Origin of the sequence: Streptomyces racemochromogenes (assembly GCF_044129415.1) — a bacterium.
In the GTDB taxonomy this organism is placed as follows: domain Bacteria; phylum Actinomycetota; class Actinomycetes; order Streptomycetales; family Streptomycetaceae; genus Streptomyces; species Streptomyces racemochromogenes_A.
The window spans coordinates 1-16,206 of the sequence record NZ_JBBDHD010000065.1 but is presented as its reverse complement, the minus strand read 5'-3'; the positions used below and the strand labels follow the sequence as shown (position 1 = coordinate 16,206).

Sequence of the window (16,206 nt, the reverse complement as noted above, 5' to 3'; positions counted from 1 at the left end):
GGGGGGGGGGGGGGGGGCCGCGGGGCGGGGGGGGGGGGGGGGGGGGGGGGGGGGGGGGGGGGGGGGGGGGGGCGGGGCGGGGGGCGGGGGGGGCGGGGGGGGGGGGGGGGGGGGGGGGGTGGCGGCGGGCGAGGGCAGGGCGCGGGGGGGCGCGGGCCCCCCCGGCGGGGCGGCGGGGCGGGCGCCCCCCGCGCCGCGCAGGCGGGAGAGGAGCAGTTCCACGGCGTCGGCGGCCGCCCGGTCCAGGTGGAGGTCGACGGCGGTGAGCGGCGGGTCGCAGGTACGGGCGCGCGGCCCGTCGTACCGGGTGGCGACCAGGACGTCCTCGGGAATCCGCCGACCGCTCTCGCGGACCGCGCGGACGGCGCCGACCGCGAAGACGTCGACGAGCGCGCAGACGGCGTCGGTCTCGGGGTGTGCGGCGAGCAGTGCGGCGCAGGCCTCGTATCCGGCCTGCTCGCCGCCCTCTTCGGGGGCGGTGGCGACGACGGGGGTCCAGCCCCCTTCCTCGGCGGCGCGGGCGTAGGCGTCGCGGGCGTCCACGGAGGAGTGGCGCGTCCCGGCGCCGATGAGGAGCGCCGGGCGCCGGGCCCCCTGCGCGCGCAGGTGGTCCAGCAGCAGCGTGGTGACGGGGCCGCCGCGCAGGTCCACGCAGGGGGCGTCCGTCCGCGCCACCTCGCGGCCGAGCGCCACGTACGGCAGGCCGCGCTCGCGCAGCTGCGCGACGGCCGGGTCGTCCTCACCGGGCTCGACCACGATGGCCCCGTCGATGTCCAGGGAGTGCAGCGGCGATCCCGACTGCACGGGCGGGACGAGGACCAGCGCGTAGCCGTGCAGCATGGCGCGCTCGGCCGCCGCGGCGGCGATCTCCATGTAGAAGCCGAGCCGGGACGGCCCGGCGGCCACCGCGAACGGCATCGAGGAGGCGAGCGCGATGGCCTTGGCCTGGCCTTTGCGCAGGCGCTGCGCGCGCAGGTTGGGCCGGTAGCCCAGCTCGGCGGCGGTCTGCTTGACGCGCGCGCGGGTCCGCGGGTCCACCTTGCCGAGCCCGTTGAGGGCGTGGGACACGGTGGTCGGCGACACGGAGGCGGCCCGGGCGACGTCGGCGATCGTCGGCGGTCTCCTGCGGGGACCGCCGACGGAGCCGGAGGCGGAACCGGAAGCGGAACCGGAACTGGACATCTGCGGAAAACGCTCCTCGTTCGCTCGGCCGGGACGGCCCCCTCATCTTCGCCGACCGCCCGGCCGTCCTCCAGCCCCGCCCAGGGCGGGTACTAGTTGCGGTACCGGTAGACGATCCGCCCGCGGGTCAGGTCATACGGGCTGAGTTCCACGAGCACGCGGTCCTCGGGAAGGATCTTGATGTAGTTCTTGCGGATCTTCCCGCTGATGTGCGCGAGCGCGTGGTGTCCGTTCTGGAGCTGCACTTTGAAGGTCGCGTTGCGCAGGCACTCGACGACGGTGCCCTCGACTTCGATGCCCTTGGCTGTCCTCGGCAATGTATTCCGTTTCTCTCGGTTCACGGTTTCGTGGGGGTGTGACAGGGGTGGGAGGCGGTCGGCGATCACTCGCGGACCAACTCCAGGTACCCGCCGTGGCGTTGCGCGCCCGCTCCTTCGAGCAGGGTCACGGCGGCGGCGTTGGACTCGTCCACCTCGGCCCAGGCCGAGGTGATGCCCCGGTGGTGCAGGGAGCCCAGCGCGTGGGCCAGCAGGGTCCGGCCGATGCCCCGGCGGCGGTCCCCGGCCCGTACGGCGACGAGCCCGATCCGGGCCCGGCTGCGCACCGGCACCACGCGGACCAGCCCGACGTACCGGCCGTCGCGGACCGCCACGGTGTACCTGCCCGGGTCGAGCGGCAGCGAACCGCCCGGGGCCGGGACGACCTCGGCCGGCATGGTCCGCCAGCCGACGGTGGCGTCGACCTCCTGGCGGATCGCCCGCTCCAGGGCGCCCAGCCGGCCCGGATCCGCCTGCGTTCCGGGAAGGACCGTCACCTCGGGCGGCGGTACGGGTGTGCCGGGGGCGGTGGGTACGACGTACTCCCGCTCACGGCGTGCGAGGGTGAAGCCGAACCGCTGCCAGCGCGCCGCGAGTTCGGGGTCGGCCGCGCCGACGAGGGTGTGCAGCGGGGCCGGCAGGTCCGCCAGCATGGCGGCGGCGAGCCGGTCGAAGGCCGGGTCCTGCCACACGTCGACGCTGACGAAGAGCCGTCCGTCGGGCCGGTGCGCGACGTCGCCGTGGCCGACGACGAGGCCGTCCGACACGGCCTGCCACTGGGTCCCGGCGGTTCGGACGATCGTGATGTGTTCCATGGTGGTCGCCTTTCGGGAGTGCCTGGTCCAGGCGCTCCCGACGACACCCTGGGTCAGTCGCACACCGTGTGGAAAAGAGGGAGCACCCACTTCGCTACAACGTTCACGGGTCCCACCTCCTTGCGGCTCTGTCACGGTGCTGCGCACACTACCCGGCGCCGGCTCCGCGCCCAAACGGTTTTCCGCGGGGGCGGGCCGGGCTCATTCCTCCTCGCCGCCGCCCTTGGCCCGCTCGTCCGCGGCCGGGGCTGCCGGGCTGCGGATCACCCGCGGCCCGGCGGCCGCTGCCACCGCTCTACGCCTTTCCGGTACGGACCCGCCCAAACCGGTCACCGGTGGCGCCGCACCCACGCCCACGTTCCGGAAAAAGTTTTCCGCTGGCGTCTATCGTTTGGCCGTCCGCTGGGAATGCTGCGGGTGTTCTCCCGCCCCGGCCGACGCACCGCCGGCGACGCGCCCGGGCGGGCCTTCCGTTCTGAGCCCTCGGGAGGCACCACGCCATGCAGTCGATCCCCGCCACCCCCACCGCCCCCGCGGCCCCCACCCGCCGCGGCCTGCTCGCCGGCCTCGGCCTGGCCGCCGCCGCCCCGCTCGTCGTCGGCTCCGCCCCGCGCCCGGCGCCCGTCGACCCGTCCTTACGCCCTTCCGCCCGCCCTCCCGTCCCCGGCGGCCGGACGGTCCTGCTCCGCGGGGCCTCGCTGGTCCTCACCATGGACCCCGCCCTCGGCAGCGGCCCGCTCGGCGCCGTCGAGGACGCCGACGTCCTCTTGCACGGGGGTGCCGTCGCCGCCGTCGGGCAGGCGCTGCCCGCGCCGTCCGGCGCCCGGGTGGTGGACGCCTCGGGCAAGCTGGTCATGCCGGGGTTCGTCGACACCCACAACCACCTGTGGCAGGCGGTGATCCGCGGCGGCTGTACCGATGCGGACCTGTTCGGCTGGTTCCGGGCGTGTACCGACCCGCAGCGCGGCCGTCTGACCCCCGAGGCCCTCCACAGCTTCGTACGGCTCGCCGCGCTCGACGCCGTGCAGTCGGGCGTGACCACGCTGGTGGACTGGGTGGACATCTTCTCGTACGACCTCGTCGAGAGCTACGTACGGGCCCTGGCCGGCACCGGGCTGCGGTTCACGTACGCCATGTTCCCGCCGGCCCCCGACGGGGCGCTGGCGGCGAAGGTCAAGAAGGAGCTGATCGACCCCCTGCCGCTCGGCTCCTTCCAGATCGCCACGCACGCGGCGCGGTCCGCCGCGTCCGACAACCGCGCCCACTGGGAGACCGCCCAGGCACTCGGGGTGATGCTCAACTCCCATGTGCTGGAACGCCCCGAGATGCGCGCCGACGATCCCGTCGGGGTCCTCACCGACATCGGCGCGCTGGGGCCCCGGCTCCTGATGAACCACGCGATCCACCTGACGGACGCGGAGATCGCCGCCGTCGCCGAGCACGACGTACGGCTGGCCCACTGCCCGCTCAGCAACATGCGGCTGGCCTCCGGCATCATGCGGCTGTCCGACCTCGGACGCAGGGGGGTCAAGGTGGGGCTCGGGCTGGACGGCGGAACCAACGACACGTCGGACTTCCACGCCCTGATGAAGACCGCCATCGGTCTGCAGCGCGCCCGCGCGACCGAGGCCACGGTCTTCCCGCAGGTGCAGGACGTCCTGCGGATGGCCACCCTGGGCGGGGCCGAAGTGCTGGGCCTCGCGGACCGGGTGGGATCCCTGACCCCCGGGAAGCGCGCCGACCTGCTGGTCATCGATCCGGCGGCGCTGAACTTCGCCCCCCGCTTCGACTGGACAGGCCAGATCGTGTTCAACGGCCGCCCCGAGAACATCGACGCGGTGTTCGTGGACGGCCGGGCCCTCAAACTCGGCGGCCGGCTGGTCGACGTCGACACGGCCCGGGTCGTGCGCGAGGCCGAGACGGCCGCCAACCGGCTGCGCGCGGCCGGCTGACCGGACGCGCGGGGTGAGGCCGGCCGCCGCGCGGGCCCGGCCCCCTCAGACCGGGTAGGTCAGGGAGCCCAGCGGCGGGCAGGGGGCGAGCACCCGTGCGACGCCCGGGCGTTCGACGAACGCCCGGGACTCGGCGGCCCGCCGGCGCAGGTCATCCAGCTGATCGGCGTACCGGGCGTCGCGCAGGGCCCGGTCGTCGTCCCACGAGCCGTCGATGAGGCTGAGGCTGACGTTGCCGGAACTGCGCCGGAACTCCGCCTGCACGGCCACCCGTTGGATCGCGGTCTGGGTCGCGGCGAGGTCCAGCCGGGTGACCAGGACACCGGGGGTGTCCGGTTCACGGGTCGGCAGGGGGGCCTGCGGGAGCAGCGACACCCCGGTGTCGTGGCGGCCGACGTCGTCGACGGCCGCCGTCTGGGCCTCCCTCGCCGTGGTCTGCATCTCCTGGTGCAGCCAGAAGAACTCGTCGAGGTCGGCCTGGGTGACCCGCATCCGCGCGTACAGGGCGCGGAAGCGGGGGTCGTGGTGCAGGGGGCGTACCAGGCCGATGTGGAATGCGACGCAGTCGTTGTAGCCGGCCGTCACGGCGGCGTCGAAGTGGAAGAGGGCCCGCTCCGCGTCACGCCCGAGGACGGCCATGCCGCCGAGGGTGACGTGGCCCGCGGCGACGAGCCAGGCTCCCTCGGGACCGAGGGCGGCGGCCCTCGCCACGGCGTCGTGGAGGCCCGCGGCGACGTCGGTTCGCCGGGGGGCGGGAGGGACCGTGCCCGTGAGGAAGGAGAACACGTCCGGCGCCGGTGCCGCCGCGGCGGCGCTCTGGGTCAGGTGCGTCACCAGCAGTTCGTGGACGTGGGCGGTGAGTGAGTGGACGGTGTCGGCCATGGATCTCCTCGGACCTCTACGGTGAAGTGCGGTACCGGTGTTGAGTATGCGTCAGGCCGGTTCGAGGGTCGCGGGCGGACGGTTCGCGCGGGGCCCGGCCGAGGGCCTTGCGGAGGAGCAACTCCCTTTCGCAGGCAGGGGCGTCGGCGGTGCGGGTCAGGCGGCCGGTGTCCGCGCGGCCGGCCCGGATCCCGGGCTGCGGGGCGGGCGGAGCGGAGGGGCCGGACGCCGGGGTCCCGCCCGGGGGTCGAGAACCCCCCCGGCGGCCGGGTCGCGCAGGGCGACAGCGCCGGCGCGGGGGACGGCCGACGGGTCGGCGGGGGCCGGGCGCGACGCTCCCGCAGCAGGGCCTCGGCGACCGGCGGGTGTGCGACGTCCGGGGCCCGCGGGGACCGACCGGCGGCTCGACCGCCGTCCGGCGGTACGCGGACACGGGCCGCCCGGCTGCGCGGCCGGCGCGCGGACGTACGGCGCCGGTCGCGCTCCGCGGGTCCGCCGCACGCCGGTGACGCCGCGGCGCGTGTCGGGCACGCACACGCCCAGGCGGTGGAGGCTCCGTACGCCTCGCGCGGTGGCCCCGGAGACCGGTCCGGTGCCGTCACGCGCCGGCGGGGGGGGGGGGGGGGGGGGGGGGGGGGGGGGGGCCCCGGGGGGGGGGGGCGGGGGGGGGGGGGGGGGGGGGGGGGGGGGGGGGGGGGGGGGGCGCCCCCCCCCCCCCCCCCCCCGGGGGGGCCCGCCGGGACCCCCCCCCCCGGGGCGCGGCCGGGCGTCCTGCGGTGTACCGGCCGTCAGGCGGTGCACCGGATCATCGTCAGCGGCGGGTTCGCGTCGTGGTCCGCCCAGAACTCCCGGCCGAACTTCTCCACCCCGGCCTCCGAGACGGTCAGCGGGACCCACTCGACGCCGGTGAACCCGGCCGCCTCCAGGGTCCGTTCGTACGTCTCCCGCGACGGGACGACGGCCTCGAAGGAGACCGGCGGGTCGAGCAGCGCCGTGAGGCGGATCCCGCGCCCGATCCCGTTGTCCTTTCCGGTCGCCTCGCACAGGAAGCCGTACTTGTCGAGCGACGGACCGTCGAAGTCGAAGGCCGGGCTCATCACGAACAGGTGGAACGCGCCGCCGGGCACCACACTGCGCCGGATGTTGCGCATCATCCGCTCGATCTCGGCCACGTCGGCGGCGTAGTTGAAGGCCTGGACGGCGACGGCGACGTCGAACGGCCGGTCGAACTCCCGCAGGGTGGCCGTGTCCCCGACCTCGTACGCGATCCCCAGCGGCTCGGCGTCCTCGATCGCCCGGGCCGCGTCGACCATCGCGCCGGAGATGTCGAAGCCGAAGACGCGGGACGCGCCGCGCCGCTTGAGCTCACGGCTGTAGAAGCCGGTTCCGCAGGCGATGTCGAGCACGGCCTTGCCCCTGACGTCCCCGACCAGGGCGAGGAAGCTCGGCACCTCGCCGTAGCGGACGAGCGGCAGGGTCTTGAAGCCCTCGAACGCTTCCCCGATACCGTCGTACAACTGACCACTCATCGTGGTTCCCCCTCGATTTGTGGCGTCGGCTCCCATGACGAGCCGCGGCCCTCGGTGGAAGAGTCTCCTGCGTCGTCCGCGGCACTTCGCACTGGTCGAACGTACGAAGATCGCGCCGGCCCCTCCCCGATGACTCCAACAGGCCGGGGACCCGTCGGGTTCGGCGGAAGACCCCGCCGGGGCCGTTCGCGCGGCGGCGCCCCGCTCCCCGCGCCCGATGGCGTCACCGGACTTACGATGGCGCTAGAGGTCTCGGGGCAGTCGACGGCCGGTCTCAGGCCGGCGGGAAGCGGGCACCATGGCTGAGCGGCTCAAGAAGTCGGGGCTGATCGGCGAGCTCTCGGCGGAGTTCGCCGGGACGATGATCCTCATCCTCATCGGCGTCGGCGTGGTGGCCCAGGTGGTCGCCGGCGGCGGCCTCACCACTCCCCCCGGAGGACTGGGCAACCACGACAGCATCGCCTGGGCCTGGGGTCTCGGCGTCGTCCTCGGCGTCTACGTCGCCGCCCGGCTGAGCGGCGCCCACCTCAATCCCGCGGTGACGGTCGCGCTGGCGGCGTTCAAGGGCTTCCCCTGGAGCCGCGTGGCCCCGTACGCGCTGGCCCAGACGGCGGGCGCCTTCGTGGCCGCCCTCATCGTGCGCTGGAACTACTGCGAGGCACTGGCGAAGGTCGACCCGACGCACACCATCAAGACGCAGGGCGTCTTCTCCACCCTGCCGGCCAACGGCAACCCGAACCTGCCGGTCACCGAGTGGGGCGCGCTGCGCGACCAGATCATCGGCACCGCGATCCTGCTGCTGCTCATCCTCGCGGTGACGGACCTGCTCAACACCCCGCCCGGCGCCAACCTCGGGCCGTTCATCGTCGGTCTCATCGTGGTGGCGATCGGCATGGCCTACGGCACCAACGCGGGCTACGCGATCAACCCGGCGCGCGACTTCGGGCCCCGGCTGGCCAGCTTCCTCACCGGATACGGCGGCGCGTGGCGCGACCAGTACGGGAACTTCTACTTCTGGGTGCCGATCGTCGGCCCGCTGATCGGCGGTCTGCTGGGCGCGGGTCTGTACAAGTTCTTCATCGGCCGGTACCTGCCGACCGCCGAGCCGGAGCCGCCCGGACGGGTGCCGGCACCGGACGAGAGCTGACACGGCCCGCAGGACGCACCCGAGAGAGGCGGCAACCCCATGGCTGACTTCGTCGGCGCAGTGGACCAGGGCACCACGAGCACCCGTTTCATGATCTTCGACCACGAGGGCAACGAGGTGGCCCGGCACCAGCTGGAGCACTCGCAGATCCTGCCCCGGTCGGGATGGGTCGAGCACGACCCGATCGAGATCTGGGAGCGCACCAACTCCGTGATCCAGAACGCCCTGCGGCACGGGAACCTTTCCGCGACCGACCTGGCGGCCATCGGCATCACCAACCAGCGGGAGACCACCGTCGTCTGGGACCCGCGCACCGGCCGCCCCTACTACAACGCCATCGTCTGGCAGGACACCCGGACGGACTCCATCGCCGCGGCGCTGGAGCGTTCGGGGCGCGGGGACGTGATCCGGCGCAAGGCCGGGCTGCCGCCGGCGACGTACTTCTCCGGCGGGAAGATCCAGTGGATCCTGGAGAACGTCGAGGGGGTCCGCGAGGCCGCCGAACAGGGCCACGCCCTCTTCGGCAACACCGACTGCTGGGTGCTGTGGAACCTCACCGGCGGCCCCGACGGCGGCATCCACGCCACCGACGTCACCAACGCCAGCCGCACCATGCTCATGGACCTGGAGACCCTCGACTGGGACGACGAGCTCCTCGGCTTCTTCGGGGTGCCCAGGTCGATGCTGCCGGCCATCCACCCGTCCTCCCACCCCGAGGCGTACGGCCAGGCCCGTACCTCCCGCCCGCTGCGGGCCGCCATCCCCATCACCGGGGTCCTCGGCGACCAGCAGGCGGCCACGGTCGGACAGGTCTGCTACGCCCCGGGCGAGGCCAAGAACACCTACGGCACCGGCAACTTCCTGGTGCTGAACACCGGTACCGAGCTGGTCCGGTCCCGGCACGGGCTGCTGACCACCGTGGCCTACCAGTTCGCGGGCCAGCCGGCGGTGTACGCGCTCGAAGGCTCCATCGCCGTCACCGGCTCCGCGGTCCAGTGGCTGCGCGACCAGCTGAAGATCATCACCGACGCCGCCGAGACCGAGCGCCTGGCCGCCACCGTCGAGGACAGCGGCGGCATCTACTTCGTGCCCGCCTTCTCGGGCCTCTTCGCCCCGTACTGGCGCTCCGACGCCCGCGGCGCGATCGTCGGCCTGGCCCGCTACCACGACAACGGCCACCTGGCCCGGGCCACCCTGGAGGCCATCTGCTACCAGAGCCGGGACGTGGTGGAGGCGATGGAGCAGGACTCCGGGGTCCACCTCGACGTGCTCAAGGTGGACGGCGGCGTGACGGCCAACGACCTGTGCATGCAGATCCAGGCCGACGTGCTGGGCGTTCCGGTGAGCCGTCCGGTGGTCGCGGAGACGACCGCGCTCGGCGCCGCCTACGCCGCCGGGCTGGCGACGGGGTTCTGGCGGGACACGGACGAACTGCGCACCCACTGGCAGGAGTCCAAGCGCTGGGAGCCCCGGTGGTCGCAGGAGCAGCGCGAGGAGGGGTACGCGGGCTGGAAGAAGGCCGTGGAACGCACCCTCGACTGGGCGAAGGTCGAGTAGCCGCGGCGGACGGGGAGGTCAGGGGCGGCGCAGGCGGGGGGCCAGGAGCGCCATCGCCGCCATCAGCGCCGGCAGGACGAGCATCGCCCACCGCAGGGTCGTCGCCTCCGCCAGCGCTCCGATGACCGGCGGCCCGGCGAGGAAGCCCACGTAGCCCACCGCCGAGACGGCGGCGATGGAGGAGCCGGTGCGCTCGGGCCGCAGGGCGGCCGCGTGGGCGAAGACGAGCGGGATGACCGCGGCCAGCCCCAGGCCCAGCAGGGTGTAGCCGGCGAAGCCCGCCGCCGTCGTCGCGGCGAGGATCGGGACGAGGGCCCCGGCACCCGCCACCACGGCGCTCAGAAGGGTGAAGCGGACGGTGCCGAGGCGGGCCCGCAGCCGGTCGGCGGTGAGCCGGCCGATGACCATCCCCGCGGAGAAGACGGCGTACCCCAGGCCCGCGGCGCCCGGGGAGGCCCCGGTCTCCTCCTTCAGGTACACCGCCCCCCAGTCGTTGACGACCCCCTCCCCCATGAGCGCGCAGAAGGCCACCAGGCCGGGGACCCACAGGCCCGGGCCGGGCAGGGCCAACAGGGGGTCCCTCCGGGTGGGGCCCGCGGGCCGGGGCGGGTCGGGCGCCAGGGCCGTGGCGGCGGCACCCGCCACGGCCAGCAGTACGAGGGCGGCCACGGTGAAGTGCGCCCGGACGCCGACGCCGGCGGAGGCCGCCAGGCCCCCGGCGGTGGCTCCGGCGATGCCGCCGAGGCTGAACATCGCGTGGAAGCCGCCGAGGACCGGACGGCCATAGGCGCGTTCGACGAGGACGCCCTGGGTGTTCATGGCCACGTCGACGGCCGTGTTGCCGCAGGCGAACAGGGCCAGCGCCGCCGTCAGCGCCGCGAGGCCCGGGACGTGCGGCAGGCTCGCGAGGGCGCCCAGGTAGGCGGCCATGCCGGCGCACAGGACCGTTCGGCTGCCGTACCTGGCCACCAGGCCGCCGACCAGCGGCAGCCCCAGGAAGGCGCCGCCGCTCAGGCCGACGAGGGCCACGGCCAGTTCCCCGGCGGACAGGTCCAGCCGGCCCTGCACGGCGGGGACCCGGGCCGCCCAGGTGGCGAAGGCGGCTCCGGTGACGAAGAAGACCGCGCCGACGGCCAGCCGCATGGACCGCGGCCGCCGGCCGGGGCCGGGGGTCTGCGTCGCCGTGCGTCCGTCCGCGGTCTCGGGCCCGTCGCGCATCCTCGGTACGTTCCCTTCTCGTCCGTCACCGCGCCGCCGCGGCCGTCCGCCGGGTCAGGGCGATCAGCGCCTCCCGTTCCTCGACAAGGACCTTGTACAGGACTTCGGCGTAGCGGTGCATCGTCGCGGCGTCGTTGGGCGGGCCGAACGAGCTGAAGCTCTGCCCCAGCACCAGGCGGCGCAGGCAGACGTCCTCGCTCACCGGGTACTGCGCGGGGTCGTAGTGGTGGCCGGGGCGGGCGTGTCCGCAGCTCCAGGGGCATCCGCGGCCGTAGCCGCGCAGTTCCCGGAAGAGGGTCTGGCCGGGGACCGGCTGAGGCTGCCAGCGCATGATGCCGAGGCCCTCGGCGTTGACCGCCCGGGCGAGGGCGTCGCGGAAGGCGGCGACGGGGAGGCCGTCGAGCCCCAGTTCCTCGGGTTGGACCAGCAGCGGGTAGAAGAAGTAGACGTGCGTGCGGTCCTCGGGGACGGCCGGGGTACGGATGCCGGGAACGCCGTCGAGGGCCCGGGTGAGGGCGGCGCCGTTGGCCTGCCGGACGAGGGACATCTCCTCCAGACGGGTGAGCTGGGAGCGGGCGAAGGCGGCGGCGAGGACGTCGATGCGGTAGTTCCAGCCCATGATGCGGGCGTTGTAGTCGCGGCTCTGGCCCGGGAGTTCCTCACCGAACATCAGCACCCGCCGGGCCAGCCGGTGCTGTTCCTCGTCGCGGGTCGCGAACAGGCCGCCCTCGCCGAGGGCGGAGAGGGTCTTGGAGCCGTTGAGGCTGGCGCCGCTCATCGTGCCGAGGGACCCGACCGGGCGGCCCTTGTAGGTGGCTCCGTGGGCCTGGGAGGCGTCCTCGATGAGGACGAGGCCGCGGCGGTCCGCGATGGCGCGCAGTGCGTCGTGGTCGGCGGGCAGGCCGTTGAGGTCGACGGCGACGACGGCGCGGGTGCGGTCGGTGATCCGCTCCTCGATCAGGGCCGGGTCGAGGGTGAACGTGACGGGATCGGTGTCCACGAACACCGGAATGGCGTTGGCCTGGAGCACGCAGGAGGCCGAGGCCAGGAAGGTGTCGGCCGGGACGAGCACCTCGTCGCCCGGCTCCACCCCGGCGGCCGCGACGGCCATGTGCAGGGCGGCGGTGCCGGAGTTGGCGGCGAGGACGTGGGGCATGCCGGTGAACTCCGACCAGGCCTCCTCCAGACCGGTCACCGTGCGCATGGGCCAGTGCCAGGGGGTGGCCTGCTCCAGCGCGTCGAGCACCGCCTTGCGGTCGGCGTCGGTGATGTGCGGCCAGGGGGCCGCCTCGCCCTCGGCGAGCAGCGGGGCGCCCCCGTCGACGGCTAACACGTCCGGGCCTCCTCACGGGTCCCGCCGGCGGCGGCCGGGGTCAGCCTCCTGCGGGGCGGTGCCTCACGGCGGAACACGGCCCGGGCGGAGGGCACCTCGGGGAAGGGGCCCAGCAGACCGGCGAGCCCGGTGAGGCCGTCGGCGAGGGTGACGCGCGGGGCGAAGCCGAGCCCTTGGAGCCGGCCCACGTCCGCGAGGAGGGTGAAGCTGTCCGCCAGGCTGGAGGTATCGGCGGACAGCAGTGCCGGGCGGCCGGTCGCCGCCCCGACCGCGTCGGCGAGCTCGCGCATCGACACGGCGGTGCCGGTCCCCAGGTTGTAGGTCTCGCCGTCGGCGCCGCGGGCGGCGAGCGTGATCAGGGCCCGGCACAGGTCCTCGACGTGGATGAAGTCGCGGCGCTTGCGGTCGATGTCCCCGACGACCGGGATGGGCTGTTCGTTGAGGTGCCAGCGCAGGAACTGCGAGACCTCCCCGCCGGCGCGGCGCGGGTCCTCGCCGGGACCGTAGACGACGAAGGAGCGGCCGATGACGACGGGCAGTCCGGCGGTGGCGTACAGGCTGCGCAGGGTCAGTTCGCCGGAGAGCTTGGAGGCGCCGTACGGCAGGAAGGGCTGGGTGGGGTGGTCCTCGCGGATCGGGCTGTGGCGGGGGGTGCCGTAGACGATGGCGGAGGAGAGGTAGACCAGGCGGCGCACGCCCAGTTCCAGGCAGGCGTTGCCCACGTTGCAGGTCCCGAGGGCGTTGAGCTGGAAGTCGCGGCGGGGGTCGGCCACCGACTCGGTGCCGCTGGCGTTGCCCGCGAGGTGGAACACGGCGTCGGCGTTCTGGAGGGCGAGCAGGGTCTCCCCGTAGTCGCGCAGGTCGGCGTGGACGTGGCGAACGCCGGGGAGGGCGGCGAGGGCGGCCGGAAGGGGGGCGTGGTCGACGACGGTGGTCTTCCGGGAGAGGAGGGCGAGTGCCGTGACGAGGTGCCGGCCGACGAATCCGGCTCCGCCGGTGACGGCCACTTCCTCGTAGGGGGTTTCGGGGGGTTCGGGGGTTTCGGTGCCGTGGTGCACGATCGCTCCGTTCACGGTTCGAGGCGAGGCGAGGGGAGGAGGGCAGGCACGGGCGGACATGGCCGGCGGTCGCCCGGGGCGCGGACGCCCGCCGGCTCGCACCCGGCGGGTGCGCACGGTACGGCGGTGTCGTTCAACCCTGGCCCGGGCCCGCGGTGATGCTCACGCACCTGATCGGTTACGGCTCGACCAGTTCACCACGCGGCCTCCCCGACGGCGCAAGGGGTGCCGGGGAGAGTGGCCGAGACTGCCCGCCACCCGGCGGCGGGGCGGCGAGAAGAGCGGAGTTGGTCTGTTTTCGCGACGGCCGAGCCCGGAGGTGGGCGCCCCACTGGAACCGGAAGCGGAAGGACCGCCTCTTCCCGGCCGGGCCGGATGGCCGGATCGACGGGCCGGCGCGTCCGTCGACGCCGGAGGAGCCCGCCGGGGTCGAACTCCCCCGACTCCCGGCCCCGCTGACGGGATGTCCGTATAACGGGACCAGCCTGTCCATCATCCGGGCATGCTCTTGCCGGGGCGGCCGGAGCCGGGCAAGTATTCCTATCAATCCGATGGGAAAACTGGGGATCAGCTCGGCCCCGGTCCCCCTCCCCGTACCTCCCACGCCTTCCGGCAACCGGCCGGCGCCACCCGACAACGTCCCGGAGCAGCCGATATGACCACCGTCGTCCCACCCGACCGCACCCTCCGCCGGGACCCCGCACCCCGCCGCGGCGCGAGGTCCCGCCGGTGACGCCCGAGCCGACGACCCCCGACGCCGCCGCGCACCCGGCCGCCACCGCGCGACGGCGCGCGCTCCTGCGCACCGCCCGCGACGTCGCGGACGACCTGGCCGCCGACGCCCTGGCCCGCGACCAGGCGGGCGAGCAGCCCGCCGACGAGACGGCCCGGCTGCGCGAGGCCGGCCTCCCGGCCTCCCTCACCCCGCCCCGCGCGGACCGCGGGACGGACTGGCGCACCGGATGCTCCGTCATACGGGAGGTCTCGGCGGCGGACAGCGCGATCGGCGAGCTGCTCGCCCGCCACTACGTGCAGGCGTGGAGCGGGCGCTTCTACACCACCGACCAGCGCGCCGCCGCCCTCGAAGAGGAGTCGGTGCGCGAGCAGTGGCTGTGGACCGGCGCGGTGCGCGCACCGGCACCCCACGAGGAGGCCGACCGGCCGGACCTCACGCTGAGACCGCGCACCACCGGCTACGTACTGGACGGCCACCGGCCGGTGGACACGGCGGCGACCACCGCCGACCAGATCGTGGTGGACGCCGTGTGCGCGGTGACCGGCGACGTCCTGGTCGTGCGCGTCGCGCCCGGCACCCGCGGGCTCACCGTCGAACCCGCCCGCGACCGCCTGGGGCAGCGCGTCGCCGGTGCGGGCACGGCCGTCCTCGAACGCGTCGCCGTCGCACCCGAGCAGGTACTGGGCCGCCGGCCGCGGGACGAGGAGTCGACCCCGCCCTTCACCGCGCTCGCCGAGCCGGCGCTGCGGCTCGCCCTCTGCCACGTCGGCCTCGGCATCGCCGAGGGCGCCCTCGCCGAGACCCGCGACCTCAGCCGGAGCGGCCGCGCCCGACGGCTGCCCGGCGAGGACCCGGACCTCTTCCTGACGTACGGGGAACTGGCCTCCGCCGCCCAGACGGCCACCGCCGTGGCCGACCGGGCGACCGAGGTGATGGCCCGGGCCCTCGACGCCGGCCCGCGGCTGGACGTGGAGGAGGCCGCGGGCGTCGCCGCCCTGGTCGCCACGGCCGAGACCGTCACCTCGAAGGCCGCCCTGCACATCACCGCCCGGGTGCTGGAGTTCGCCGACGCCCCCGGCCTGGACCGGTTCTGGCGCAACGCCCGCGTCCTCACCTCCCGGCGCCCGGTCGCGCACCGCCTGCGCTCCATCGGCGAGCACTTCCTCAACGGCTCGCACCGCGCACTGGCGGCGGCCTTGCGCTGATCCGCGGTCCGGGCCGTGCGGCCGCCCGGGAGGAGCAGCCGCCCGGCGGCCGGGGGCCCACCCGCGGGCCACGGCGGCCGGAGCCGTACGGGATAATGTCCGCATGCGGATCTCAGCCAGGGCGGACTACGCGGTACGCGCCGCGCTGCAGCTTGCCGCGTCACAGGACGACGGGCCGCTGAAGGCCGAGGCCATCGCCGAAGCCCAGGACATCCCGCACAAGTTCCTGGAAGGGATCCTGGGCGACATGCGCCGGGGCGGCCTCGTGCTCAGCCGGCGCGGCGGCAACGGCGGCTACCGGCTGGCCCGGCCGGCGGGGTCCATCAGCATCGCGGACATCATCCGTGTGGTGGACGGACCGCTCGTCTCCGTGCGCGGGGTCCGGCCGCCGGACCTGTCCTACACCGGCCCCGCCGAATCGCTGCTCCCGCTGTGGATCGCCCTGCGGGCCAACGTGCGCGAGATCCTCGACGGCGTCTCGCTCGCCGACGTCGCCTCCGCCGACCTGCCCGCCGAGGTGTCCGCGCTGACCCATACCCCTGGCGCCTGGACCAATCCCTGACACCCCGCCCCACCTGCGCCTTCTCAATTTTCGAGACGGCTTTGTCCACCATGTGGGCATCCTCTTGGGGCCGGTGCGCCCTTCTGCCAAGATGCCTACCAACCAGGTGGGAAAACCAGGAAATCCAAGGGAGGCGATCATGCGCGCACCGCACCGTGGTGGCCGGACACCGTCCCTGATCTCCCGCCGGCACATCGATCTGGTCCGCACGTCCAGCGCCATCTGTCAGCCTTCCTGACACCGCTCACCGCGCCCGGCTCCCCGCGCGCACAGCACCGGCCGGGCGGCATGCCCCCCGCTCGCCGTACCGGGTGGACACCGCCCCGGACCGCCTGACGTACCGCTCTCCCCTCCCCCGTCCGTCCGTCCACCGACGGCCGGGAGCGGATGCCGTGTGCGCCGAAGGCCTTTCCCACGCCCTTGCCACACCCGTTCCCGCGCTTCCCCGCGAACCCATCCCGTGAAAGGACACCTCCGTGTCTGCCGCAAGATCGCTCACCGCCCTTCGCGTCATCGCCGTCACCGCCGCGCTCCCCCTGCTGCTCACCGCCTGCGGCTACGGCTCCGAGGCGAAGAAGGAGGAGGACGCGCCGAAGGCGGCCGGCGCCACCGCCGGGGACGGCAAGGCACTCTCCGCGTCCGAGGTCCGTATCGGGTACTTCCCGAACCTGACCCACGCCACCGCCCTGGTCGGCCTCCAGGAAGGCCTGATC

13 protein-coding genes and 2 pseudogenes are annotated in these 16,206 nt (G+C 74.7%); 7 read left to right on the top strand and 8 right to left on the bottom strand.

Annotated elements, in window-relative coordinates; genetic code table 11:
- Window positions 1–138 precede the first annotated feature (138 nt).
- The 3 genes and pseudogenes from WDV06_RS22850 to WDV06_RS22840 all read right to left on the bottom strand — a co-directional run.
- A pseudogene (locus WDV06_RS22850) lies at window positions 139–1,182 on the bottom strand (LacI family DNA-binding transcriptional regulator); the annotation flags it as partial.
- A 92-nt stretch (window positions 1,183–1,274) separates the two neighbouring features.
- Window positions 1,275–1,499, bottom strand: a complete 225-nt coding sequence (infA, locus tag WDV06_RS22845) for a translation initiation factor IF-1 (RefSeq protein ID WP_395511637.1) — start codon at window positions 1,497–1,499, stop codon at window positions 1,275–1,277.
- Between the two features lie 65 nt (window positions 1,500–1,564).
- Complete coding sequence (locus WDV06_RS22840) at window positions 1,565–2,314, bottom strand: GNAT family N-acetyltransferase (RefSeq protein WP_395511636.1); 750 nt, start codon at window positions 2,312–2,314, stop codon at window positions 1,565–1,567.
- 500 nt (window positions 2,315–2,814) lie between these two features.
- On the opposite strand from WDV06_RS22840, the gene WDV06_RS22835 reads away from it, so the two are divergent.
- On the top strand, window positions 2,815–4,266 hold the full coding sequence (locus WDV06_RS22835) for an amidohydrolase family protein (protein ID WP_395511635.1): 1,452 nt from the start codon (window positions 2,815–2,817) through the stop codon (window positions 4,264–4,266).
- A gap of 45 nt (window positions 4,267–4,311) precedes the next feature.
- Here WDV06_RS22835 and WDV06_RS22830 read toward each other — a convergent pair whose 3' ends face one another.
- Window positions 4,312–5,148: a hypothetical protein gene (locus WDV06_RS22830; RefSeq protein WP_395511634.1), complete on the bottom strand. Its 837-nt coding sequence runs from the start codon at window positions 5,146–5,148 to the stop codon at window positions 4,312–4,314.
- Between the two features lie 788 nt (window positions 5,149–5,936).
- The gene (locus tag WDV06_RS22825; protein ID WP_395511633.1) at window positions 5,937–6,677 is read right to left on the bottom strand and encodes a class I SAM-dependent methyltransferase; all 741 of its coding nucleotides are present in this window, start codon (window positions 6,675–6,677) and stop codon (window positions 5,937–5,939) included.
- A gap of 298 nt (window positions 6,678–6,975) precedes the next feature.
- On the opposite strand from WDV06_RS22825, the gene WDV06_RS22820 reads away from it, so the two are divergent.
- Together WDV06_RS22820 and glpK are read left to right on the top strand one after the other, a co-directional pair.
- Window positions 6,976–7,824 (top strand): MIP/aquaporin family protein, encoded by an 849-nt coding sequence (locus WDV06_RS22820; protein ID WP_395511632.1) that lies wholly within the window; start codon window positions 6,976–6,978, stop codon window positions 7,822–7,824.
- Window positions 7,825–7,863: 39 nt separating this feature from the next.
- Complete coding sequence (glpK, locus tag WDV06_RS22815) at window positions 7,864–9,381, top strand: glycerol kinase GlpK (protein ID WP_395511631.1); 1,518 nt, start codon at window positions 7,864–7,866, stop codon at window positions 9,379–9,381.
- Between the two features lie 18 nt (window positions 9,382–9,399).
- Here the strand turns inward: glpK and WDV06_RS22810 are convergent, their stop codons facing one another.
- The 3 genes from WDV06_RS22810 to WDV06_RS22800 are packed head-to-tail and all read right to left on the bottom strand — an operon-like array spanning window position 9,400 to window position 13,005.
- Entirely contained in the window at window positions 9,400–10,599 is a 1,200-nt protein-coding gene (locus WDV06_RS22810) for an MFS transporter (RefSeq protein ID WP_395511630.1), read from the bottom strand.
- A gap of 25 nt (window positions 10,600–10,624) precedes the next feature.
- Window positions 10,625–11,932: a DegT/DnrJ/EryC1/StrS family aminotransferase gene (locus WDV06_RS22805; protein ID WP_395511629.1), complete on the bottom strand. Its 1,308-nt coding sequence runs from the start codon at window positions 11,930–11,932 to the stop codon at window positions 10,625–10,627.
- Entirely contained in the window at window positions 11,926–13,005 is a 1,080-nt protein-coding gene (locus WDV06_RS22800) for an NAD-dependent epimerase/dehydratase family protein (RefSeq protein WP_395511628.1), read from the bottom strand. Before WDV06_RS22800 ends, WDV06_RS22805 begins: the two co-directional genes overlap by 7 nt.
- 714 nt (window positions 13,006–13,719) lie before the next feature.
- On the opposite strand from WDV06_RS22800, the gene WDV06_RS22795 reads away from it, so the two are divergent.
- The 4 genes and pseudogenes from WDV06_RS22795 to WDV06_RS22780 all read left to right on the top strand — a co-directional run.
- Window positions 13,720–14,931, top strand: coding sequence for an acyl-CoA dehydrogenase family protein (locus tag WDV06_RS22795; protein WP_395511627.1), 1,212 nt, complete (start codon window positions 13,720–13,722; stop codon window positions 14,929–14,931).
- A 103-nt stretch (window positions 14,932–15,034) separates the two neighbouring features.
- Window positions 15,035–15,493 (top strand): RrF2 family transcriptional regulator, encoded by a 459-nt coding sequence (locus tag WDV06_RS22790; RefSeq protein ID WP_395511626.1) that lies wholly within the window; start codon window positions 15,035–15,037, stop codon window positions 15,491–15,493.
- A gap of 91 nt (window positions 15,494–15,584) precedes the next feature.
- On the top strand, window positions 15,585–15,731 hold the full coding sequence (locus WDV06_RS22785; RefSeq protein ID WP_395511625.1) for a putative leader peptide: 147 nt from the start codon (window positions 15,585–15,587) through the stop codon (window positions 15,729–15,731).
- Window positions 15,732–15,969: 238 nt separating this feature from the next.
- Window positions 15,970–16,206, top strand: a pseudogene (locus WDV06_RS22780) (sulfate ABC transporter substrate-binding protein); the annotation flags it as partial.